The following is a 21,942-nucleotide window of genomic DNA, read 5'->3' as shown; positions in this document are numbered from 1 at the left end:
ATAACATGAAAAAACTGACAGCACTTACAATGACGCTTGTGATGGCCGTATCTCTGGCAGCCTGTGGCGGGAAAGCGCAGAGTGTAACTTATACAATGGAGCAGGACAACGAAGGTCTGAAGATGACCGACACCATGACACTGAACGCCAAAGGCGACAAAGTTCAGAAGATGGAGGAGACCATCGCGCTGGACATGACAGGCTTTGACGACGATACTCAGACCCTGATGACGGAAGCCTATGATTCTCTGGTGGAATCCTATCAGGCCGTAGATGGCGTGGAATGCACCGGAAGCGCGGCGGACGGTGTGTATACCATTGCTATCACCATTGATACCACAGGCGATGCGGTATCTAAGCTCGCTGAGCAGGGATTGCTTCAGGTAGATGGCGGTACAAACGGCATTTCTCTGGAAAAGACAGGAGAGGCACTGGAAGCAGGCGGCTATACAAAGGCAGAATAAAACAGGATGACGCAGAAGCTCCGGCGGGACTGAAAAGAACAGTTCTGCCGGAGCTTTTTCATGTAACAGGAAATTCCTATGGAATCCCCTGTTACATGAAAAATATTATCGCATAAAATTTGCGAAGTATATTTTATCTCATTCCGTGAAACAGCTTAAGCAAGCATGAATTTCTGAATAATTTCCGCAATTCCGGAATGATTGTTGTCGTGCTCGGTAATGTAGACGCCGTAAGCGTACATCTCCGGACGGGCATTCTTCATGACACAGGGGGTCTTAACCGCCTGCAGCATGGTGATGTCATTTTCCGCGTCGCCTGCGGCCAGGGTATTGTCGAGAGGCACATTCAGGTAGTTGCAGAGCCAGCGGATGCCGCTGCCCTTATTGATGCCCTCGGGAAGAAATTCCAGATATATGTCGCAGGAGAAGAACATATCAATGTGGTGTTCCTTGCTCCAGGACTCCATGTGCTCACGGAATTTCTCAAGGTTAGCGCGGTCATGCAGGTCGATGAACAGCATCTTGATGGGATCCCGGGTAATGACCTTGGTTACGTCATCCAGAACCTCATAGTTTACCATGGTAGATTTGGCATAGTACTGAATCTCCGGGTCTTCACGCTCGCAGAGAACGCCGTGATCGGAATAGGTCTGGGGATGCAGGCCGAACTTGTAAGCCTCGTCGAAGGCTTCCCGGATACAATTCTTATCCACGCCGGTCTGGAAGATGATTTTCTTCGTATGGGCGTCATAAATCAATGCGCCGTTGGAAGTGATGGCATAGCAGCCGGGCTTGTCCATGTGCAGCTTCTCCAGCTGAAAGATGGTGCTGTACAATGGGCGGCCCGTGGTGACTACTACGGCGTGACCTGCTTCGGTAGCCTTCTGAATGGCCGCCAGATTCTCTGGGGTAATATTCTTGTTGTCGTCCAACAGGGTTCCGTCCAGATCCACAAATAAAATTTTCTTTTCCATGATCAAAACTCCTCATATAAATCTCTGGTACCAGAAAGATTATAGCACGAAAACATCTGGCATAAAAGCATAGTTTTGGAAAATAGAGGGATACTACATGTAGAAAAATGCCTGACCGCGCGGAAATGCTTTGTGCCATATGCTGTGGGTGGCAGCAATACGGAGGTACTAACATGAGTGAAAAACTGTCTGTCAGATTAAAAGAAAATACATCCCGTCTGGACGACATCCTGAACCTGGATATCAATTTCGATATCATCCGGAAAGGCATCCGGACCGGTGGCCGGGACGCCTGCATCTACTTTATCGACGGCTTCCTGGAAGAATCCGTTATGGAAAAGCTACTGGAATTTTTTTACAAGTTAAAACCGGAGGAACTGCCCATGACCGCGCAGCAGATGGCCGATCATGTGGTTCCCTATGTGGAAGTTTCCGCCATGGAGGAACTGGACGAGATTCTGAAGAACCTGCTGTCCGGCGTCACCTGTCTCTTCATTGACGGTTATGACGCCTGTATCGGCCTGGACTGTCGTTCTTATCCCATGCGGAGCGTGGACGAGCCATCCAAGGACAAGGCCCTCCGGGGGTCAAAAGACGGCTTTGTGGAAACCCTGGTCTTCAACACAGCCCTGATTCGAAGACGAATCCGGAGCCCTCATCTGTCCATGGAAATGATGACGGCGGGAAAAACATCCGAAACGGACATCGTTCTCTGCTATATGTCCGAGCGGGTGGACCGGCGGCTCTTACGGGAGCTGAAAGGAAGAATCAGCGCGATCCGGGTAGATGCCCTGACCATGAACCAGGAGAGTCTGGCCGAGTGCATCTACGAGCGGAAATGGTATAACCCATTTCCAAAATTCAAATTCACCGAGCGCCCGGACTCAGCCTCAGCGGCTATCCTGGAGGGAAATATCGTGATCCTGGTAGACAATTCGCCTCAGGCCATGATTATTCCCACATCGATCTTCGATATCATTGAGGAGGCGGACGATTATTACTTTCCCCCGGTGACGGGCTCCTATCTTCGGCTGTCCCGCTTTCTTATTGCCATTATTACCCTGCTTCTGACGCCGACCTTTCTGCTCCTGTATCAGAACCCGGGCTGGATTCCGGACTGGCTGGCTTTTATCGTCATCAAGGACACGGTCCACGTGCCGGTGGTCTGGCAATTTCTGATGCTGGAGCTGGCCATCGACGGCCTGCGGCTGGCCGCCATCAATACGCCCAGTATGCTGAGCACGCCCCTAAGCGTGGTGGCCGGCATCGTTCTGGGTCAGTTTACGGTGGATTCCGGTTGGTTCAACGCGGAAATCATGATGTATATGGCCTTTGTAGCCATCGCCAACTATACCCAGTCCAGCTATGAACTGGGTTACGCCCTGAAATTCATGCGGCTGATTTTACTGATATTGACTTCGACATTCAATCTCTGGGGCTTTATCGCCGGATTAATCCTGACCGCAGCTGCTATCGTCGGCAATAAGACCGTGGCCGGAAAAAGTTATATCTATCCGCTGTTCCCGTTGAATCTGACACAGTTGAAAAAACGGTTCCTGCGGTTGCGGCTGAAGGAGTAGAAAGAGGAAGAATGCGAAGAAAAAGCACTGCTTTGGTAAAAATCAAGGCAGTGCTTTTTGTTACGAAGTATCCGTAAGGAGCTGCCGGTGGCAGATCCTGTAGGTGACGGTTCACAAAAAAGCCCGGGTATGTTATGATACTGACAGAACACCGGGGAGGATAGAGTATGAGTCGATATTTTCCACTGTTTGTGGATCTGGAACAGAAAAAAATCGTTGTGGTGGGCGCAGGCCGTATTGCGGAGCGGCGGATTCAGACGCTGCTTTCCTTTGAAGCTCAAATTACCGTCATTGCGCCGGAGGCGTCCGTGAAAATCCGGAAGCTTGCAAAAGAAGGCCGGCTTCATTGGCAGCAGGAACGCTGGAGTCCGGAAGCGGAGAGCTTTCTGGATGGAAGCCTGTTTGTATTGGCGGCGGTGGATGACGGGGCGGTCAACAAAGCGGTCTTTCGCGCCTGTCGGGCGCGCGGCATTCCGGTCAATTGTTCCGACGATCGGACACGCTGCGATTTTTATTTTCCGGGCATCGCGGAAGGCGGCGGCGTCACCGCAGGCGTTACGGCGGGCGGGACGGATCACCGGCTGGCCAGGGAAGCCACTGAACGCATTCGGAAGTGTCTGGCAGAAATATGAAAAAGATGATCTATTTTTGAGAGAATATGGTATACTGCTAGGAGAGAAAAAGATACCGAAAAGAGGAGTTGAGATTATGGATATGAACATCAGACCGCGCCGCCTTCGGAACGGCGTCAACTTACGGAAAATGGTGCGGGAGACCAGGATGGACAAGAGTTCCCTGATTTACCCGATGTTTGTAAAAGAAGGAACCGGAATCAAAGAGGAGATTCCTACCATGCCGGGTCAGTACCGTTACAGTATCGACCAGCTTCCCTACGCACTGGAGGAGCTTGTGAAAACGGGCGTGGGCAGCGTCATGTTTTTTGGTATTCCCGATCACAAGGATGCTTGCGGAAGCGGCGCTTACGATGAAAATGGCATCGTGCAGAAGGCGTTCCGGGAAGCGAAGAAGCAGTTCCCGGATTTGTACTGCATTGGCGACGTCTGCATGTGCGAGTACACATCCCATGGCCACTGCGGTATTCTCCATGGCGAATATGTAGATAATGATAAGACTCTGGACTATCTGGCGAAGATTGCCCTGTCCCAGGTGCAGGCCGGTGCGGATATGGTAGCGCCTTCTGATATGATGGATGGCCGTGTGGCAGCCATCCGCTCTATCCTGGACAGCAATGGCTATGTGGAAACACCGATTATGTCCTACGCGGTGAAGTACGCATCTGCGTTTTACGGACCTTTCCGCGACGCGGCAGGCAGTGCTCCGGCCTTTGGCGACCGTAAGTCCTATCAGATGGATTACCACAACCGCCGGGAGGGTGTCAAAGAGGCCCTTCTTGACGTGGAAGAGGGAGCGGATATCATCATGGTAAAACCGGCCATGAGCTATCTGGACGTCATTGCCGAGGTGAAGGAAAATATCGTTCTTCCGGTGGCAGCCTACAGCGTCAGCGGCGAGTACGCCATGATCAAGGCGGGCGCGTCTCTCGGCTATATCGATGAGGCTTCCATCATCTGCGAGACCGCGGCCAGCGCGTACCGGGCAGGCGTAGACCTGTACCTGACCTATTTCGCGAAAGAGATCGCTGGCTTTATGGACGAAGGGAGAATTGGCTAATGAACAAATCAGAAATGCTTTTTGCAGAAGCAGTAGAACATATCCCCGGCGGCGTAAACTCGCCGGTGCGGGCTTTTGGCTCTGTCGGTGAGACGCCCCGGTTTATCGCGTCGGCAAAGGGCGCATATATGACAGACACAGACGGTCAGACCTATCTGGACTTTGTAGGATCCTGGGGTCCTATGATCCTGGGTCACAATCATCCGAAAGTATTGGCGGATGTGCTGGAGGCCTGCCGGGAGGGCTTGAGCTTCGGTGCAGCCACCGAGCGGGAGGTGGAGATGGCAGAGCTGATCTGCAGCATCGTTCCTTCTATAGAAATGGTTCGTATGGTAAACTCCGGTACCGAGGCTGTTATGAGTGCTATCCGCGCGGCCAGAGGTTTCACCGGCCGCAATAAGATTATCAAATTCGCGGGCTGCTATCACGGCCACAGCGACGCCATGCTGGTAAAGGCAGGATCCGGAGTCATGACCGCGGGAATTCCGGACAGTGCGGGCGTTCCGGCAGGCTGTACCCAGGATACGCTGACGGCAGTATACAACGATCTGGATAGCGTACAGGCCATTTTCGACCAGTTCAAGGGCGAGGTGGCGGCAGTCATCGTAGAGCCGGTGGCGGCCAATATGGGCGTGGTGCTTCCGAAGAAGGGATTCCTTCAGGGGCTTCGCAGACTCTGTAATGAGAACGGAAGCCTGCTCATTTTCGATGAAGTTATTACAGGCTTCCGCCTGAGCCTCTCCGGTGCCCAGGGGTATTTTGACATTGAGCCGGATCTGACCACCTTTGGTAAGATCATCGGCGGCGGTATGCCGGTGGGCGCTTACGGCGGCAGAAAAGACGTGATGAAGCTTATCGCTCCCAGCGGCCCGGTTTACCAGGCGGGAACCTTAAGCGGCAACCCGGTGGCCATGGCGGCCGGACTGGCTCAGTTAAAGCTTTTACAGGAGACGCCGGAATTCTACGAGGAACTGAACCATAAGGCGGATGTATTCTTTGAGGGTATGCAGGAGGCGGTCCGCGCCGCAGGCAAGCCCTGGGTGGTGAACCATATCGGCTCTCTGGGAAGTATCTTCTTTACCGACGGCCCGGTGACTAATTATGCGGAGGCAAAGACCTCGGATACGGCAAAATTCGGGGAGTATTTCTCTTATATGATACAGAACGGCATTTATCTGGCGCCGTCCCAGTTTGAGGCTATGTTCCTGTCCGCAGCCATGACAGAGGACGAACTGGAGAAGACACTGGATATTTTCAAGGCGTACCTTGGTCAGCGCTAAGCAGAAGGAGGACATACTATGGATAAGAAAAAATACGTAGCTTATGTGGGAACTTATACCCATGGCAACAGTGTGGGGATTCATCTTTTTGATCTGGACGTGGAAAATGGTACCATGAAGGAGCGCAAGGTTATCCCGATTAACAATCCTTCTTATATCAAAATGTCCCACAACGGAAAATTCCTGTATTCCGTCGCCGACGAGGGCGTGAGATCCTTTACGGTGCAGCCGGACGGGGATCTGGTTCCGTTAAATTGCGCCAGCATCGAAGGCATGCGCGGCTGTTATCTGTCCACTGATAAGGATGACAGATACCTGTTCGTGGCAGGCTGGCATGACGGCAAGGTGACAGTCATGCGTCTCAATGAGGACGGTACGGTAGGAGAGATGACCGACGAGGTTTTCCACAAGGGCCTGGGCAGCGTGGCCGAGCGGAATTTCCGCCCCCATGTAAACTGCGTGAACCTGACGCCGGACGGAAAGTATCTCTGCGCGGTGGATCTGGGAACCGACCAGATCAAAATCTATAAATTTGACCACCGTACCGGTAAAATCGAGCTTTTGGATCTGCTGTTCTGTGAACTGGAGTCTGCGCCCCGGATCATCAAATTCAGCAGAAGCGGAAAATTTGCCTATGTGATCAGTGAGCTGAAGAATTATATTACGGTCTACAGGTACGACGGAAGCGGAAAGAACCCGGTATTTGAGGAGATTCAGAAGGTTTCCACGCTGAATGATTACCATTCCGCCACCAGCGCGGCCTGCGCCCTGCGGTTCTCCAGAGATGACACGAAGCTCCTGTGCACCAATGCCGGGGACAATACGGCAGGTCTTTTCCATGTGGATACCGAGACCGGACTGCTGGAGAAAATCTGTATTCTGCCGATTAGCGGGGATTACCCGAAGGCCATTGATTTCTTCCCGGATAATAAGCACATCATGTCACTGAACCATGAGAGCAATACCATCACCACCTTTGAGGTGCATTATGACAAAAACTATTTTACGGCCAAGGGAAAACCGATCTCCATTGAGACGCCCAACTGTGTTCTGGTGGCAGAGATCGAAGGGTAGTGGGGATGGATAAACTACTACAATTTGCAGACCCCACGCGCATACGCGTGGGCTCCTGCTTTGCAGGAGGATACAGGAGAAAAATTTCTGCCCTTACATGCGAGCATGACGTGCAGAAGTTTTTCTCCTGTATCGTCTGCAAATCATAGCCTTGTACCCTTAAAAGTACAAATTATTTCCTGTCAGGGCTTGCAAAATATGGCGAAAGCACCTAAAATGGAGATAGAATTATGGTGTACATTGTGAAATGTACTGTGAGCCGGCGAAGGGCAGCTTTTGTCGGCTCATAGAACTGTAATAAATTATTTACAAGAAAAGGAGAATGTATCATGAAATTTGTTGTTGAAACCTCAGCACGTCACGTACATGTAACACAGGAGGATCTGGAGACTCTGTTCGGTAAGGGTCATGAGCTGACCAAGAAGAAGGATCTGTCCCAGCCGGGTCAGTTTGCCTGCGAAGAGAAGGTAACCATCGTAGGAAGCAAGAAAGAGATGAAGGCTTCCATCCTGGGACCGGTTCGTCCGGAGACACAGGTAGAGCTGTCCCTGACAGACGCGCGTTCCATCGGCGTAGACGCTCCGATCCGCGAGTCCGGCGATGTTGCAGGCAGCGGCGCATGTAAGCTGGTAGGACCGGCAGGCGAGGTTGAGCTGAAGGAAGGCGTAATCGCAGCAAAGCGTCATATCCATGCAACTCCGGAAGATGCTGAAAAGCTCGGCGTAAAGGATAAGGATGTTGTATCCGTAAAGATTGATACCGAGGGCAGAAGCCTGGTATTCGGCGATGTAGTTGTTCGTGTAAGCCCGAAGTACGCTCTGGCTATGCACATCGATACCGACGAGTCCAACGCAGCAGCTTGCGGACGCGAGGTATTTGGTGAGATCGTAAAATAATCGCGAAGGCAATGAGCAGTGCGTCAGATGGCGAAAACTCAGATGTCATGCTTGCATGAGCAGATGAGCTTTAGACAAATGACATAGGGCGAAGCCCGCGCACGAGTGAGCCTGCTCATGAGTGCCACTGCGAAGTAAATATGAATTAAGGAGAACACATAGCTATGAAAATCTTAGTAATCAACTGCGGAAGCTCCTCTCTGAAATATCAGCTGATCGATATGGAGAATGAGTCTGTAATGGCAAAGGGTCTCTGCGAGAGAATCGGAATCGAGGGTTCCAAGCTGACACATAAGGCAAACGGCAAGGAAATGGTAATCGAGCAGGCTATGCCGGCACATACCGAAGCAATCAAGCTGGTTATGCAGGCTCTGGTAGATCCGGAGTACGGTGTAATCAAGGATACCAAGGAGATCTCTGCAGTCGGACACCGCGTTCTGCACGGCGGAAAGGTTTACAGCGATTCTATCGTAGTTGACGAGGATGTAAAGCGCGTAATCCGCGAGTGCTTCGACCTTGGACCGCTGCATAACCCGGCGAACCTGATGGGTATCGAAGCATGCGAGGCAGCTATGCCCGGAACTCCGAACGTAGCAGTATGGGATACCGGATTCGGTATGAAGATGCCGGAGAAGGCATACCTCTATGCAATCCCCTATGAGTACTATGATAAATACAGCATCCGTCGTTACGGCTTCCATGGCACCAGCCATCTGTTCGTATCCGGCGAGGTTCTGAAGTTCGCTGAGCTTGACCCGGAGAAGGGCAAGGTTATCGTATGTCACCTGGGCAACGGAGCAAGTATCTCCGCATCCATCGGCGGCAAGTGTGTAGATACCTCCATGGGTCTTACCCCACTTGAGGGTCTGATTATGGGTACCAGAAGCGGCGATGTGGATCCGGCTGTTATCCAGTTCATCTGCAACAAAGAGGGCAAGGACGTCAATGAGGTTCTGAATATTCTGAACAAGAAGTCCGGTATCCTTGGCATGAGCGACGGCATCTCCAGCGATTTCCGTGATGTAGGAAAGGCAGCAGAGGAAGGCAACCATCATGCACAGGTAGCTTTGGATGCATTCATCTACCGTGTAGCGAAGTACATCGGCGCATACACAGCAGCCATGAACGGTGTAGACGCTATCGCATTTACAGCAGGCGTAGGCGAGAACGATATCGAGAGCCGTAAGAAGATCTGTGAGTACCTGGGATATCTGGGCGTAGAGATCGACGACGAGGCAAATAACTGCCGCGGTAAGGTGCAGATGATCTCCACTCCGAACTCCAAGGTTAAGGTCATGATTTACCCGACCAACGAGGAGCTGGCTATCGCCCGTGAGACACAGCGTCTGGTAAAATAATTTATTAGAAATAATTTTCCGTTGTAAGTGAAAATTACTTGACAAACCACTGCTGGGTAGTTATAATAGCCTAGTGTGCATTAGGAGAGAACTATGCTGATCAATTTGACAGATGTTTTGTCCTGTGAGGAAAAAGTGGTTAAGAGGACAGTGGAGACGGAGCTTCGGTCTTTTGACATAAGCCTGGGAAGCTTTCCCCTGACGGAGGAACGACCGCTTACACTGGTGCTTACGAATCTCGGCAATGATAAATTGCTGATTGAGGGTGAGTTCGCGGTGAAGGCGCAGATTCCCTGTGACCGCTGTCTGACGGAAGTGGACGTGCCGATTGAAGTTTCTTTTTCAAAGGAAGTGGATATGAAGCAGTCTGCGGAAGGAAGAATCGATGATCTGGACGAAACCGATTTTATCAATGGATACAACCTGGACACAGACAAACTGGTGTATGGAGAGCTTCTGGTCAACTGGCCCATGAAGACCCTCTGCAAGCCGGACTGCAAAGGTATTTGCAGAAAATGCGGGAAGAACTTGAATGAAGGTCCCTGCGGCTGTGATACGGTGGAGTTGGATCCGAGAATGGCGGTTATAGCCGAAATTTTTAAAAACAGTAAGTAAATCAGAGGAGGTGTAACCTATGTCTATTTGTCCTAAGAATAAATCTTCCAAAGGTAGAAGAGATAAGAGAAGAGCAAACTGGAAAATGAGTGCAATGAATCTTGTAAAGTGCAGCAAATGCGGCGCCCTGATGATGCCTCATCGTGTTTGCAAGTCCTGCGGATCTTACAACAAGAAAGAGATCATCGCTCAGGATTAATTCTGACGAAAAGAGATGGAGCAGTAGAGCCGTAAGACTTTACTGCTCTGTTTTTCTGAAAGACAGAAAATCGAACAAATAGTTTTAAAAATGTATTTGTAAAAATACAAGAAAAAGTGAAAAAGTGCTTGCATTTCTCCGGAAACTATTATATACTAAACAAGTCGCAAGCGCGAAAGAAAAAATGGTCGATTGGTCAAGCGGTTAAGACGTCGCCCTCTCACGGCGAAAACAGGGGTTCGATTCCCCTATCGACTGCTAGAAAACCCTTGAATTTCAAGGGTTTTTTTGTGTCTTAAAACCAAAATGTGAGAGTTACATGCTATTATGTGGCGGTTCGATGTGAATTTCGCATAGTACCTGCATAGGAACGGTTCCTTGCAGAGAAACTAAGGGCATGAAACGAAGATATGAAGTCCTTATCATACTATTTATCATTGTGCTGACCATACCGCTGACCAGAGGCCGTGGACTTACAGAGACGAATTTTTCAGTTCTGGGTAATCGAGGCAGCAGGCGGATATGTTTCCTGCTCTGGGCTGCGCTGGTGGGAAGTTATCTGTATTTATATATAGAAGAAACAGCGGAGCTGGCAAAATGCGCAGACAGGACGCAGGAATGGCTGACAGGCCTGGCGCTGGCAGTATTTCTGTGTGGAATTGGTCTGCCCTATCGCACGAGACTGGTTCCCCTTATGGCGCGTATCCACGTATATCTGTCCGTGGGCGGAACCATTCTATATCTGTTCTGCATCAGGCGTCTCCTTATTCTGCTGGAACGACAATATGGGACAGGGTTTCGCATAGAAAAGTGGATTGCGATATCTATGACAGCCGTAGGAGTCTTTCTGTACATTTATGTCGGTATTATTTCCAGTCTGCTGGAAATCTACGTAACCCTGGGAAGCTGCATCTACCTGTACAGACTCAGACGAAAAATAGAAAAATGGGTTTGTAAAAGCAAAACGAGTATGTTATACTATTAAAGTTGAAAACAGAACATTTGTACGGGACGTCCCGTGACTATAAAATCAGGAGTGAACAACATGGCAAATCAAACAACCTACGACGCAGGCAGCATTTCCGTTCTGGAAGGACTGGAGGCGGTACGTAAAAGGCCCGGCATGTATATTGGCAGCGTGTCCCGCAAGGGCCTGAACCATCTGATCTATGAGATTGTGGACAATTCCGTGGACGAACATCTGGCGGGCTTCTGTTCGAAAATCAGTGTATATCTGGAGAAGGACGGATCCTGTACTGTGACGGACAATGGCCGTGGTATTCCCGTGGACATGCACGCCAAGGGCGTATCCGCGGAGCGTCTGGTATTCACGACTCTGCACGCAGGAGGCAAATTCGACGATTCTGTATACAAGACCAGCGGCGGTCTCCACGGTGTGGGTTCCTCTGTTGTCAATGCCCTTTCTACATACCTGGATATCGAAATCAGCAGGGACGGCTGCGTACATCACGATCATTACGAGCGGGGTATCCCCACCATTGAACTGGAGGAAGGCCTGCTTCCGAAGCTTCGCCGCACCCGCGAGACCGGAACGAAGATTAATTTTCTGCCGGATCCGGAGATCTTCGAGAAGACCCGTTTTCAGGCGGAGGAGGTCAAGAGCCGTCTCCACGAGACTGCTTATCTGAACCCGGAGCTGACGATTATCTTCGAAGATCGCAGAGGCGACGAGGTCGAGCATGTGGAGTACCATGAGGAAAATGGCATCATCGGCTTCGTGGAGGACCTGAATAAGAACAAGGAGACCGTTCACGAGGTTGTTTATTTCAAGGGCGAGTCCGAGGGCATTGTAGTTGAGGGTGCGTTCCAGTATGTGAATGAGTTTCATGAGAACGTCCTGGGTTTCTGTAACAATATTTACAATGCTGAGGGCGGCACTCACCTGACCGGCTTCAAGACCATCTTTACCACGGTCATTAATAATTACGCCAGGGAGCTTGGCATCCTGAAGGAGAAGGACGCGAACTTCACCGGCGCGGATGTGCGAAACGGTATGACTGCGGTCATTTCCATCAAGCATCCGGCTCCCCGTTTCGAGGGCCAGACCAAGACCAAGCTGGATAACCAGGACGCTTCCAAGGCCACAGCAAAGGTCACCGGAGACGAGATTGTCCGCTATTTCGACCGCAACCTGGAGACCTTAAAGAGCGTTATCGGCTGTGCGGAAAAGGCGGCGAAGATCCGTAAGACCGAGGAACGTGCCAAGACCAATCTCCTGACCAAGCAGAAATATTCCTTCGATTCCAACGGCAAGCTGGCCAACTGTGAGAGCCGGGACGCTTCCAGATGCGAGATTTTCATCGTGGAGGGAGATTCCGCAGGCGGTTCTGCCAAGACAGCCCGCGACCGGAATTTTCAGGCCATCCTGCCGATACGAGGCAAGATCCTGAACGTGGAAAAGGCCAGTATCGACAAGGTTCTGGCCAACGCCGAGATTAAAACCATGATCAACGCCTTTGGCTGCGGTTTTTCCGAAGGCTACGGCAATGACTTCGATATTACAAAGCTGCGCTACGATAAGATCATTATCATGGCCGATGCGGATGTGGATGGAGCGCACATTTCCACGCTGCTATTGACCCTGTTTTACCGGTTCATGCCCGAACTGATTTACGAGGGCCATGTCTATATCGCCATGCCGCCTCTCTACAAGGCCATGCCGGCCAAGGGTCAGGAAGAGTACCTGTACGATGACAAGGCCCTGGAGCAGTATCGGAAGCGCCATAAGGGCAGTTTTACCCTGCAGCGCTACAAAGGTCTGGGAGAGATGGACGCGGAGCAGCTCTGGGAGACGACCCTGAACCCGGCGACCCGTATCTTAAAGCGCATTGAGATCGAGGACGCCCGTATGGCCTCCAGCGTCACGGAGATGCTGATGGGAACGGAAGTACCGCCCAGACGGGCATTTATCTACGAGCACGCCCGCGACGCGGAGTTGGACATATAAAGGGAGGAAGCTATGGAAGAACAGATTATACGCACAGAATATTCAGACCTCATGCAGAAATCCTACATCGACTATGCCATGAGCGTCATCATTGCAAGGGCTTTACCGGATGTGCGGGACGGCTTAAAGCCGGTACAGCGCAGAACCCTTTATGATATGTACGAGCTTGGCATCCGCTATGACCGCCCGTATCGAAAATGCGCCCGTATCGTCGGCGATACCATGGGTAAATACCACCCCCACGGCGATAGCTCCATCTACGATGCCCTGGTGGTCATGTCCCAGGATTTTAAAAAGGGCATGCCCCTGGTGGACGGACACGGCAATTTTGGCTCCATCGAGGGCGACGGCGCCGCCGCCATGCGATACACCGAGGCACGCCTTCAGAAAGTAACCCAGGAGACCTTCCTGGCGGATCTGGATAAAGATGTGGTGGATTTTGTTCCGAATTTCGATGAGACGGAGAAGGAACCCAGCGTCCTGCCTGTCCGTCTGCCGAACCTTCTGGTGAACGGATCTGACGGTATTGCAGTCGGTATGGCCACCAGCATTCCGCCCCACAACCTTGGCGAGGTTATCGACGCAGCCAAGGCCTATCTGAAAAACCCGGAGATCAGCACCGAGAAGCTGCTGGAGCTGATGCCGGGACCGGATTTTCCCACAGGCGGCATCATCGTCAACAAGGACGAGCTTCCGGCTATCTACGAGAGCGGAACCGGAAAGATTAAGATCCGCGGCCGTGTACAAGTGGAGAAGCTGAAGGGCGGTAAGGAGCAGCTGGTTATCACGGAGATTCCCTACCCGATGATCGGCGCGAATATCGCCAAATTCCTGAATGATGTCGCAGGTCTCGTGGAAAGCAAGAAGGCTCCGGAGATCACTGATATCTCCAACCAGTCTTCCAAAGAGGGCATCCGTATCGTCCTGGAGCTGAAAAAGGGTGCGGATACCGAAAACCTGAAAAATATGCTTTACAAGAAGACACGTCTGGAGGACACCTTCGGCGTCAACATGCTTGCAGTCGCCGACGGCAAGCCGGAGACCTTAAGTCTGCGCCAGATCCTGGAGCATTATATCGAATTTCAGTACGAACTGACCACCCGGAAATACCGCACCTTGCTGGCAAAAGAGCAGGAGAAGCGGGAGATTCAGGAAGGCCTTATCAAAGCCTGTGAGGTCATCGATCTGATCATTGAGATCCTGCGGGGCAGCAAGAATATCAAGGATGCCAAAGCCTGTCTGACTGCGGGCATCACCGACGGCATTCGCTTCAAGTCCGAGGCTTCTAAGAAACGTGCCGCAAAGCTTCATTTCACCGAGCGTCAGGCCCAGGCTATCCTGGAGATGCGTCTGTACCGCCTGATTGGTCTGGAGATTCAGGCTCTGATGGAGGAGAATCAGAAAACGTTGAAGAATATCGCGGAGTATGAGGATATTCTGGAAAATCATTCCAGTATGACCCGCGTCATTCTGAAAGATATGGACACCATCAAAAAAGCCTATGCCCGTCCCAGACGGACAGCCGTGGAGAATGCGGAGGCTATTGTGTTCGAAGAGAAGAAGATCGAGGAAATGCCGGTTATGTTCCTGATGGATCGCTTCGGCTACGCTAAGACCATCGACATGTCCGTCTACGATCGCAATAAGGAAGCGGCAGACAGTGAAAATAAATATGTATTTTCCTGCATGAATACGGGAAAAATATGTATATTCACAGACACCGGAAAGCAGCACACCGTGAAGGTACAGGATCTGCCCTTCGGAAAATTCCGGGACAAGGGCGTGCCCATCGACAACTTCGGCAATTTCTCCAGCACCGAGGAGCAGATTGTCGGCATTGGCAGTATGGAAGTCCTGAAGCATCAGAAGCTGTTGTTTGGCACCCGTCAGGGTATGTTGAAAATTGTGGACGGCAGCGAATTTGAGACAAAAATGAAGACCATGGCGGCTACGAAGCTGAACGAGGGAGACGAGCTTCTTAAGGCCATTGTCACAGACGGAACCGGGCAGGTGGTGCTGCAGAGCCGGGACGGATATTTCCTGCGCTTCGATATCTCCGAGATACCGGAGAAGAAAAAGGGCGCGGTCGGAGTCCGGGGGATGCGTCTCGCAGAAAAGGACGCGCTGGAAGCGATTCATCTGTACCATGCAGGACAGGAAGAAAGCATAGAATATAAGGAAAAACAGCTTGTATTAAATAAATTAAAAGCCGGAAGCCGGGATACGAAGGGAGTAAAGGTCCGGGTGTAGGGCAAAACGCAAGGGTCGGACAGGATAAGCTGTCGATACCTGCACGAGGAGGAATTGTTATGAAGATTCTGGTTACGCTGCCTTTGAACGAGAGACAAAAGGAACGGTTGGAAATGAATTTCCGTCATCTGGAATTTTGTTACTGTCTACAGAAAGACGTGACAGAGGAGGTCATCCGGGACGCGGAGGTCATCCTGGGAAATGTGGATCCCGCACTTTTGAAGTATGCGGAGGAACTGAAATGGCTGCAGCTCAATAACGCCGGAACTGAAGGCTTCTGCGACGGCGCGTTGCCGAAGGACGCGGTGCTGACCAACGCCACCGGCGCTTACGGCCTGGCTATCTCTGAGCATATGATCGGCGTGCTCTTTGAACTTCAGAAAAAGCTGAATCTCTACGCCCGGAACCAGCGGGAGCATGTCTGGAGGAGCGAAGGCCACGTCCATGTGATTCAGGGAAGCCGAGTGCTGGTCATCGGTATGGGCGATATCGGAACCGTGTTTGCCCGGAAGATGAAGGCACTGGGCTGCCGTACCGTGGGAATCAAGCGGCGCGAGGGCCGGAAGCCTGAGGGCGTGGATGATCTCTACACCCTGGAGCGTCTGGAGCGGGAGCTTCCGAAAGCGGATATCGTAGCCATGAGTCTGCCGGGTAACCAGGATACCTATCATATGATGAACGCGGAGCGCCTGGCGCTGATGAAGGAAAACGCAGTTCTCATGAACGTAGGCCGTGGTATCACCGTAGACACTGACGCCCTGGTGAAAGCACTGCAGGAGAAGCGCATTGCCGGAGCCTGTCTGGACGTGACCGATCCGGAGCCCCTGCCCGCCGAACATCCCCTCTGGGATATGGAAAATGTCATCCTGACGCCCCATATCTCCGGCGGCTACGCATTGCCGGAGACCCTGGAGCAGATTCTGACCATCTGTATCGAAAACCTGGAATGCTATATGGTACAGAGACCGCTCCGCAACCTGATTGACATGAAAACAGGGTACTGCGAGTAAGTACAGTGGCTTGGACGAGATTCATCGGAAAGTGCATGTTGAGACAGAGCCACCCATGAACGGTAAGTATTGAATTATAGATAAAACTATGGTATGATTTTCTTTAAATATGGTATTCATAGGAATGAAAATACAAACAGAAACGAGGAAGCGTTATGGAAAATGAGGCTACAAGCAAAAATTTTATTGAGCAGGCCATAGAGAAGGATCTGGCAGAGGGCGTATACGATACCGTCCACACCCGTTTCCCGCCGGAGCCCAACGGCTATCTGCATATCGGACATGCAAAGTCCATCCTGTTAAACTACGGACTGGCTCAGAAATACCACGGCAAATTCAACATGCGTTTTGACGATACGAACCCGACAAAAGAGAAGACCGAGTTCGTAGAGTCCATTTTAGCGGATATCAAGTGGCTGGGCGCAGATTGGGAAGACCGCTTGTACTTCGCGTCCAACTATTTTGACCAGATGTACGAGGCAGCGGTAAAGCTGATTCAGAAGGGAAAAGCATTCGTTTGCGATCTGACAGCGGAGGAGATGCGGGAATATCGTGGAACCCTGACCGAGCCGGGCAAGGAGAGTCCCTATCGGAACCGGAGCATCGAGGAAAACCTGAAGCTCTTTGAAGAGATGAAAGCGGGCAAATACGCGGACGGAGAGAAGGTGCTGCGTGCCAAGATTGACATGGCCTCCCCGAACATGAACATGCGTGACCCGATTATCTACCGTGTGGCGCATATCAGCCATCACAACACAGGTGACAAATGGTGCATCTATCCCATGTACGATTTTGCCCACCCCATTGAGGATGCCATCGAGGGTATCACCCATTCCATCTGTACCCTGGAATTTGAGGATCACAGACCGCTGTACGACTGGGTTGTACGGGAGCTGGAATACCCTCATCCGCCCAGACAGATTGAATTTGCGAAAATGTATCTGACCAACGTGGTCACCGGTAAGAGATATATCAAAAAGCTGGTAGAAGAAGGCATCGTGGACGGCTGGGATGATCCCCGCCTGGTATCCATCGCAGCGCTCCGCCGCCGTGGATTTACGCCGGAGTCCATCAAGATGTTCGTAGACCTGTGCGGCGTATCCAAGAGCCAGTCTTCCGTAGACTACGCCATGCTGGAGTACTGCATCCGCGAGGATCTGAAGCTGAAGAAACCGCGTATGATGGCAGTGCTGGATCCGATTAAGTTAGTGATTGATAACTATCCGGAAGGACAGGTGGAATACCTGGACGCAGCCAACAACCTGGAAAATGAAGAACTGGGCAGCCGTAAGATTCCGTTCTGCCGCGAGCTCTACATCGAGCGCGACGACTTCATGGAGGAGCCGCCGAAGAAGTACTTCCGTCTCTTCCCGGGCAACGAGGTGCGTCTGATGCATGCTTACTTTGTAAAATGTGAGAGCTTCGTCAAGGACGAGAATGGCAAGATCATCGAGGTACATTGTACTTATGATCCGGAGACTAAGGCAGGCAGCGGCTTCACAGGCCGTAAGGTGAAGGGAACCATCCATTGGGTACCGGCTCCCTGCGCTATCGACGCAGAGGTTCGTCTGTATGAGAACATCATCGACGAGGAGAAGGGTGTCTACAATGAGGACGGCAGCCTGAACCTGAATCCGAATTCCCTGACTGTCGTAGAGCATGCTTACCTGGAGCCGGGCTTCGAGGGTGCGAAAGCCTTTGACAGTTTCCAGTTCGTGAGAAACGGATTCTTCTGCGTGGATTACAAGGATTCCACACCGGAGAAACTGGTCTTCAACCGAATCGTATCCCTGAAGAGCTCCTTTAAGCTTCCGAAGGCATAAGAGAACACATGCGCGAACTGACGATAAATTTAAATCTAAAGGCAGAGACACCTCTGTACGAACAGATTTACCATTATATTAAACAGGATATTCAAGACCAGAAGATCCTGGCTGGAGAGAAGCTTCCCTCCAGCCGGGCTCTTTCTCGTTATCTGGAAGTGAGCCGAAGTACGGTGGATTTGGCTTATGGGCAGCTTCTGTCAGAGGGCTATGTGGAATCCATCCCGTGCAAAGGCTATTATGCCTGCCAGATTGAAGGACTGTATCATCTGAAGACCGGAGCGGACCGGGGGGAGTCTGAGCCAAAGACCGAAGAAAAGCGATGGAAATATGATTTCACCCCCAATGGCATCGACCTGGACGGCTTCCCCTACGGCGTCTGGCGGAAGGTGACGCGAAATGTGCTGCTGGACGACCGGAAAGAACTGTTCCAGCTGGGTGATCCGAAGGGCGAGTGGGAGCTTCGGGAGACTATCAGCCGCTATCTTCACCAGGCCCGTGGCGTCAACTGCCGTCCGGAGCAGGTAGTGCTGGGAGCAGGAAACGATTACCTGATGATGCTGATTGCCGCCATCCTGGGCAAGCGGAAGCTGGCCATGGAGAGCCCTACCTACAAGCACGCATACGGTATCTTTGAAAAAATGGGTTTTGAGCTTTGCACCGTGCCTGTGGACGCTTCCGGTATGCGTGTGGATGAGCTGACCGCGTCGGGCGCGGATGTGGCTTACGTGATGCCGTCCCACCAGTATCCGCTCGGCATTGTCATGCCCATCAAGCGGCGGCTGGAGCTTTTGAAATGGGCGGCGGAAAAGGAAGACCGCTATCTTATCGAGGATGATTACGACAGTGAATTCCGCTATCGCGGCAAGCCCATTCCGGCACTGCAGGGAGCGGATCAGGCCGGGAAAGTCATTTACATCGGAACCTTTTCCAAATCCATTGCGCCCGCTATTCGAATCAGCTACCTAGTGCTGCCGGAACAGCTTCTTGCGACCTGTGAACCGGAGCTCCAACGCTTTTCTTCTACCGTATCCCGTATCGACCAGATGATTCTGAACAGCTTCATCAAAGAGGGACACTATGAGCGTCACCTGAACCGCATGCGCGCCATCTACGGCCACAAGCAGGAGAGCCTGGTGGGTGAGCTGAAAAAGCTCTCCGATATCTGCAGCATTCGCGGTGAGGACGCCGGCGTCCATCTGCTCCTGGAATTCCGCAATGGACTGACCGAAGCCGAACTCATCCGCCGGGCGGAAGCCGAGAGCATCCGGGTATATCCGTTGTCTGAATACAGCATCGATGCCACCGCCCCGGGACGCCGCCCGACCATATTGCTGGGGTATGCGACCATGACGGAAAAGGAGTTGAGAGAGGCTGCGGAGAGACTGGCGGAGGTGTGGAGGTAGTGATAGTCAGAAACTTGGAAAAATGAAATCAGAAATATATTTAGAAAGATCATTCTATATGGAAAATAGAATCCATATAGAGTGGTCTTTTTTTGTATGCTTAAATAAAAAGGGGAGGAACAAACCACCATGGAGCGCGTCATTACTAAGGAAAAAATCGAGCAATTCCACCAGCGCCTGATCTGCACAGAAAAAAGCAGCCAGACCATCCGCAAATATCTGCGGGATATTCGAAAACTTCAGCAGTATGCAGGAGACAGGGAAGTAAGCAAAGAGCTGTTGGTCAGCTATAAAGCATATCTGGAGCAGAAGTGCCACTACAAGGTGAGCAGCATCAACTCCTATCTGGCGGTTGTAAACCATTTCTGCGCCTGTATGGGCTGGAATGACCTGCGGGTGAAAATGATCCGAATACAGCAGGACGCCTTCGCTCCAGAAAATCGAGAGATGACCCAGGAGGAATATGCCCGGTTGATTCGAACCGCTCAACATCAGGGAAATGAAAAACTATCCTGTCTCATCCAGACCCTGGGCAGCACCGGCATCCGTATCAGCGAACTGCGTCATATTACCGTGGAGAGCCTGCGCTTTGGCATGGCCGAAATTCATAACAAAGGAAAAATGCGCCGCATCCTGTACCCGGGTGAGCTGCAGAAACTGTTGAAAAAATATGCAAAAAAGGAAAAAATCGAGAGCGGCCCCATCTTCCGAAGCCGCAGCGGAAAACCGCTGGATCGAAGTAATATCTGGCGCATGATGAAGCGCCTGAGCCATGCGGCAGAGGTAGATGCCGCGAAAGTCTATCCCCACAGCATGCGCCATCTGTTCGCCCGCTGCTTCTATAAAATAAAGAAAGACATCGCCAAGCTGGCAGACGTCCTGGGCCACAGCAGCATCGAAATCACGCGAATCTACATCAAATCTACCGGGCGCGAGCATAAGAGACAGCTGGATAGTATGCGGCTGGTGATAGGGGATGGGGAACAAAAAAAGACGACATAATAAATATTATGTTGTAGATAAGAGATAGATTTTGAGGATGAAAACAGATTTGTGAATACCATATGAAAAAAGATGTCTTATTTTTGGACAAAATGCCCCTATGACATTACACATCTGTGTAGTGCCATGAGTCAAATTGCTTGAAATGTGTTTAATTTTACAGAAAAAGGATCCTTGTGTTTTAAAAATACCTTGTATTACCGTATTGAATGCGCTATAATCTATAAATGATAAGCGGGAGAGACAACATAATATTTATTACGTTGTCCTTCCCAACCACCCAATCCCCGCAGAAACAAGGAGCCGAAAGCATATGTGGTACGTAGCGCAGACAGCATGCGGAAAAGAACGGGCAGCCATCGAAGAGTGCCGCAATGCACTCCCTGAGAACCTTGCGGCACGTATTTTTGTGCCCAGATATCAATACAGGAAGAAATATCAGGGACAATGGCATACCGAGGAGGCGGCAGCCTTTCCGGGCTATGTGTTTATAGAAAGCGAGAACTCCACAGAGCTGGAAGAGGCACTGGAACGCATTCCGCACACGGTTACGCCGGTGCGAATCGGTGGCGGTTTCTACCCGATTCGGGCAGAGGAAGAGACTTTCTTAAGGCAAATGCTGGATGAGCAGGACTGCATCCGCTGCTCCATCGGCTATCTGGTAGACGGCCAGTTGATGGTGTGGCAAGGTCCCTTAAAGCACGCAGTAGAGCGGGTGCGGAAGATAGACCGTCACAAACGCCTGGTAGAAGTGGAAGTAAGGCTCTTTGAAGAAAGCCGACAGATGAAGCTGGGGCTGGAAGTAAAAGCGAAGGTCAGTGGGGAAGAGTATGAAAGGATGCTGGAGACGGCATAGGAGATTATGGAAAATAAGAAATCGGATGAATTAAAAATATGTCTGGTCGGTTCCTCAGGAGGACATTTGACACATTTATATATGTTGAAACCATTCTGGAAGGATAAGAAACGGTTCTGGGTCACCTTTGACAAAGAAGACGCACGGAGCTTGTTGGAAGGGGAAACCATGTATCCCTGTTACTATCCGACCAACCGCAGCCTGAAAGCCCTGATAAAGAATACGAAGATCGCCTGGAAGATACTTCGAAAAGAAAAGCCGGATTTAATCATATCCAGCGGGGCAGCAGTTGCGGTTCCATTTTTCTATCTGGGCAAATTGTTTGGTGCAAAGCTCATTTACATTGAGGTCTTTGACCGTATCGACAAACCGACCATGACCGGAAAAATGGTGTATCCAATCGTAGACAAGTTTATCGTCCAGTGGGAAGAACAGAAAGCAGTTTATCCGAAGGCTGTAAACTTAGGAAGTATCTTTTAAGGAGAAAATCACATT

General features: G+C 51.1%; 20 protein-coding genes and 1 tRNA gene. 20 read left to right on the top strand and 1 reads right to left on the bottom strand.

Annotated features, from left to right (window positions below; all coding sequences use genetic code 11):
- Window positions 1-5 precede the first annotated feature (5 nt).
- Complete coding sequence (locus WMO29_RS09820) at window positions 6-464, top strand: DUF1307 domain-containing protein (protein WP_349164644.1); 459 nt, start codon at window positions 6-8, stop codon at window positions 462-464.
- 155 nt (window positions 465-619) lie between these two features.
- Here the strand turns inward: WMO29_RS09820 and WMO29_RS09815 are convergent, their stop codons facing one another.
- Entirely contained in the window at window positions 620-1,438 is an 819-nt protein-coding gene (locus WMO29_RS09815; RefSeq protein WP_178038404.1) for a Cof-type HAD-IIB family hydrolase, read from the bottom strand.
- A 173-nt stretch (window positions 1,439-1,611) separates the two neighbouring features.
- Here WMO29_RS09815 and WMO29_RS09810 point away from each other — a divergent pair, with 173 nt between their 5' ends.
- The 19 genes from WMO29_RS09810 (at window position 1,612) to pssD (ending at window position 21,927) form a co-directional block, all read left to right on the top strand.
- Window positions 1,612-3,018, top strand: coding sequence for a spore germination protein (locus WMO29_RS09810; RefSeq protein WP_349164643.1), 1,407 nt, complete (start codon window positions 1,612-1,614; stop codon window positions 3,016-3,018).
- A gap of 167 nt (window positions 3,019-3,185) precedes the next feature.
- Window positions 3,186-3,650: a precorrin-2 dehydrogenase/sirohydrochlorin ferrochelatase family protein gene (locus WMO29_RS09805; RefSeq protein ID WP_349164642.1), complete on the top strand. Its 465-nt coding sequence runs from the start codon at window positions 3,186-3,188 to the stop codon at window positions 3,648-3,650.
- 76 nt (window positions 3,651-3,726) lie between these two features.
- Window positions 3,727-4,710, top strand: a complete 984-nt coding sequence (gene hemB / locus WMO29_RS09800; RefSeq protein ID WP_349164641.1) for a porphobilinogen synthase — start codon at window positions 3,727-3,729, stop codon at window positions 4,708-4,710.
- A complete protein-coding gene (gene hemL, locus WMO29_RS09795) occupies window positions 4,710-5,990 on the top strand; it encodes a glutamate-1-semialdehyde 2,1-aminomutase (RefSeq protein ID WP_349164640.1) in 1,281 nt (426 codons plus the stop codon). Before hemB ends, hemL begins: the two co-directional genes overlap by 1 nt.
- 18 nt (window positions 5,991-6,008) lie before the next feature.
- The gene (locus tag WMO29_RS09790) at window positions 6,009-7,064 is read left to right on the top strand and encodes a lactonase family protein (protein WP_349164639.1); all 1,056 of its coding nucleotides are present in this window, start codon (window positions 6,009-6,011) and stop codon (window positions 7,062-7,064) included.
- Between the two features lie 329 nt (window positions 7,065-7,393).
- Complete coding sequence (gene pduL / locus WMO29_RS09785) at window positions 7,394-7,960, top strand: phosphate propanoyltransferase (protein ID WP_349164638.1); 567 nt, start codon at window positions 7,394-7,396, stop codon at window positions 7,958-7,960.
- A 164-nt stretch (window positions 7,961-8,124) separates the two neighbouring features.
- On the top strand, window positions 8,125-9,318 hold the full coding sequence (locus WMO29_RS09780; protein WP_178038411.1) for an acetate/propionate family kinase: 1,194 nt from the start codon (window positions 8,125-8,127) through the stop codon (window positions 9,316-9,318).
- Between the two features lie 93 nt (window positions 9,319-9,411).
- The gene (locus WMO29_RS09775; protein ID WP_178038412.1) at window positions 9,412-9,933 is read left to right on the top strand and encodes a YceD family protein; all 522 of its coding nucleotides are present in this window, start codon (window positions 9,412-9,414) and stop codon (window positions 9,931-9,933) included.
- A 19-nt stretch (window positions 9,934-9,952) separates the two neighbouring features.
- The gene (gene rpmF, locus WMO29_RS09770; RefSeq protein ID WP_158364437.1) at window positions 9,953-10,132 is read left to right on the top strand and encodes a 50S ribosomal protein L32; all 180 of its coding nucleotides are present in this window, start codon (window positions 9,953-9,955) and stop codon (window positions 10,130-10,132) included.
- 186 nt (window positions 10,133-10,318) lie between these two features.
- A tRNA-Glu gene (locus WMO29_RS09765) sits at window positions 10,319-10,390 on the top strand.
- A gap of 139 nt (window positions 10,391-10,529) precedes the next feature.
- Window positions 10,530-11,117, top strand: coding sequence for a hypothetical protein (locus WMO29_RS09760; protein WP_349164637.1), 588 nt, complete (start codon window positions 10,530-10,532; stop codon window positions 11,115-11,117).
- 60 nt (window positions 11,118-11,177) lie between these two features.
- Complete coding sequence (locus WMO29_RS09755; RefSeq protein ID WP_178038414.1) at window positions 11,178-13,100, top strand: DNA gyrase subunit B; 1,923 nt, start codon at window positions 11,178-11,180, stop codon at window positions 13,098-13,100.
- Window positions 13,101-13,112: 12 nt separating this feature from the next.
- Window positions 13,113-15,350, top strand: coding sequence for a DNA gyrase/topoisomerase IV subunit A (locus WMO29_RS09750; protein ID WP_349164636.1), 2,238 nt, complete (start codon window positions 13,113-13,115; stop codon window positions 15,348-15,350).
- A 59-nt stretch (window positions 15,351-15,409) separates the two neighbouring features.
- Window positions 15,410-16,360, top strand: coding sequence for a D-2-hydroxyacid dehydrogenase (locus WMO29_RS09745; RefSeq protein ID WP_349164635.1), 951 nt, complete (start codon window positions 15,410-15,412; stop codon window positions 16,358-16,360).
- Between the two features lie 155 nt (window positions 16,361-16,515).
- The gene (locus WMO29_RS09740) at window positions 16,516-18,183 is read left to right on the top strand and encodes a glutamine--tRNA ligase/YqeY domain fusion protein (protein ID WP_349164634.1); all 1,668 of its coding nucleotides are present in this window, start codon (window positions 16,516-16,518) and stop codon (window positions 18,181-18,183) included.
- A gap of 8 nt (window positions 18,184-18,191) precedes the next feature.
- Window positions 18,192-19,589, top strand: a complete 1,398-nt coding sequence (gene pdxR / locus WMO29_RS09735; protein ID WP_349164633.1) for a MocR-like pyridoxine biosynthesis transcription factor PdxR — start codon at window positions 18,192-18,194, stop codon at window positions 19,587-19,589.
- 129 nt (window positions 19,590-19,718) lie between these two features.
- Window positions 19,719-20,591: a tyrosine-type recombinase/integrase gene (locus WMO29_RS09730; protein ID WP_349164632.1), complete on the top strand. Its 873-nt coding sequence runs from the start codon at window positions 19,719-19,721 to the stop codon at window positions 20,589-20,591.
- 313 nt (window positions 20,592-20,904) lie between these two features.
- A complete protein-coding gene (gene loaP, locus WMO29_RS09725; RefSeq protein ID WP_349164631.1) occupies window positions 20,905-21,447 on the top strand; it encodes an antiterminator LoaP in 543 nt (180 codons plus the stop codon).
- Between the two features lie 6 nt (window positions 21,448-21,453).
- Window positions 21,454-21,927, top strand: a complete 474-nt coding sequence (pssD, locus tag WMO29_RS09720; RefSeq protein ID WP_349164630.1) for a PssD/Cps14F family polysaccharide biosynthesis glycosyltransferase — start codon at window positions 21,454-21,456, stop codon at window positions 21,925-21,927.
- The last annotated feature ends 15 nt before the right edge of the window (window positions 21,928-21,942 follow it).

Origin of the sequence: Laedolimicola intestinihominis, assembly GCF_040096155.1 — a bacterium.
Lineage (GTDB): Bacteria > Bacillota > Clostridia > Lachnospirales > Lachnospiraceae > Laedolimicola > Laedolimicola intestinihominis.
This window is presented reverse-complemented; position numbering and strand designations above follow the sequence as displayed.

What these genes read in the sequence shown, in the direction of transcription:
- WMO29_RS09820 (WP_349164644.1), top strand. Translation starts at nt 6, where the DNA reads ATGAAAAAACTGACAGCACTTACAATGACGCTTGTGATGGCCGTATCT.
- WMO29_RS09815 (WP_178038404.1), bottom strand. Translation starts at nt 1,438, where the DNA reads ATGGAAAAGAAAATTTTATTTGTGGATCTGGACGGAACCCTGTTGGAC.
- WMO29_RS09810 (WP_349164643.1), top strand. Translation starts at nt 1,612, where the DNA reads ATGAGTGAAAAACTGTCTGTCAGATTAAAAGAAAATACATCCCGTCTG.
- WMO29_RS09805 (WP_349164642.1), top strand. Translation starts at nt 3,186, where the DNA reads ATGAGTCGATATTTTCCACTGTTTGTGGATCTGGAACAGAAAAAAATC.
- hemB (WP_349164641.1), top strand. Translation starts at nt 3,727, where the DNA reads ATGGATATGAACATCAGACCGCGCCGCCTTCGGAACGGCGTCAACTTA.
- hemL (WP_349164640.1), top strand. Translation starts at nt 4,710, where the DNA reads ATGAACAAATCAGAAATGCTTTTTGCAGAAGCAGTAGAACATATCCCC.
- WMO29_RS09790 (WP_349164639.1), top strand. Translation starts at nt 6,009, where the DNA reads ATGGATAAGAAAAAATACGTAGCTTATGTGGGAACTTATACCCATGGC.
- pduL (WP_349164638.1), top strand. Translation starts at nt 7,394, where the DNA reads ATGAAATTTGTTGTTGAAACCTCAGCACGTCACGTACATGTAACACAG.
- WMO29_RS09780 (WP_178038411.1), top strand. Translation starts at nt 8,125, where the DNA reads ATGAAAATCTTAGTAATCAACTGCGGAAGCTCCTCTCTGAAATATCAG.
- WMO29_RS09775 (WP_178038412.1), top strand. Translation starts at nt 9,412, where the DNA reads ATGCTGATCAATTTGACAGATGTTTTGTCCTGTGAGGAAAAAGTGGTT.
- rpmF (WP_158364437.1), top strand. Translation starts at nt 9,953, where the DNA reads ATGTCTATTTGTCCTAAGAATAAATCTTCCAAAGGTAGAAGAGATAAG.
- WMO29_RS09760 (WP_349164637.1), top strand. Translation starts at nt 10,530, where the DNA reads ATGAAACGAAGATATGAAGTCCTTATCATACTATTTATCATTGTGCTG.
- WMO29_RS09755 (WP_178038414.1), top strand. Translation starts at nt 11,178, where the DNA reads ATGGCAAATCAAACAACCTACGACGCAGGCAGCATTTCCGTTCTGGAA.
- WMO29_RS09750 (WP_349164636.1), top strand. Translation starts at nt 13,113, where the DNA reads ATGGAAGAACAGATTATACGCACAGAATATTCAGACCTCATGCAGAAA.
- WMO29_RS09745 (WP_349164635.1), top strand. Translation starts at nt 15,410, where the DNA reads ATGAAGATTCTGGTTACGCTGCCTTTGAACGAGAGACAAAAGGAACGG.
- WMO29_RS09740 (WP_349164634.1), top strand. Translation starts at nt 16,516, where the DNA reads ATGGAAAATGAGGCTACAAGCAAAAATTTTATTGAGCAGGCCATAGAG.
- pdxR (WP_349164633.1), top strand. Translation starts at nt 18,192, where the DNA reads ATGCGCGAACTGACGATAAATTTAAATCTAAAGGCAGAGACACCTCTG.
- WMO29_RS09730 (WP_349164632.1), top strand. Translation starts at nt 19,719, where the DNA reads ATGGAGCGCGTCATTACTAAGGAAAAAATCGAGCAATTCCACCAGCGC.
- loaP (WP_349164631.1), top strand. Translation starts at nt 20,905, where the DNA reads ATGTGGTACGTAGCGCAGACAGCATGCGGAAAAGAACGGGCAGCCATC.
- pssD (WP_349164630.1), top strand. Translation starts at nt 21,454, where the DNA reads ATGGAAAATAAGAAATCGGATGAATTAAAAATATGTCTGGTCGGTTCC.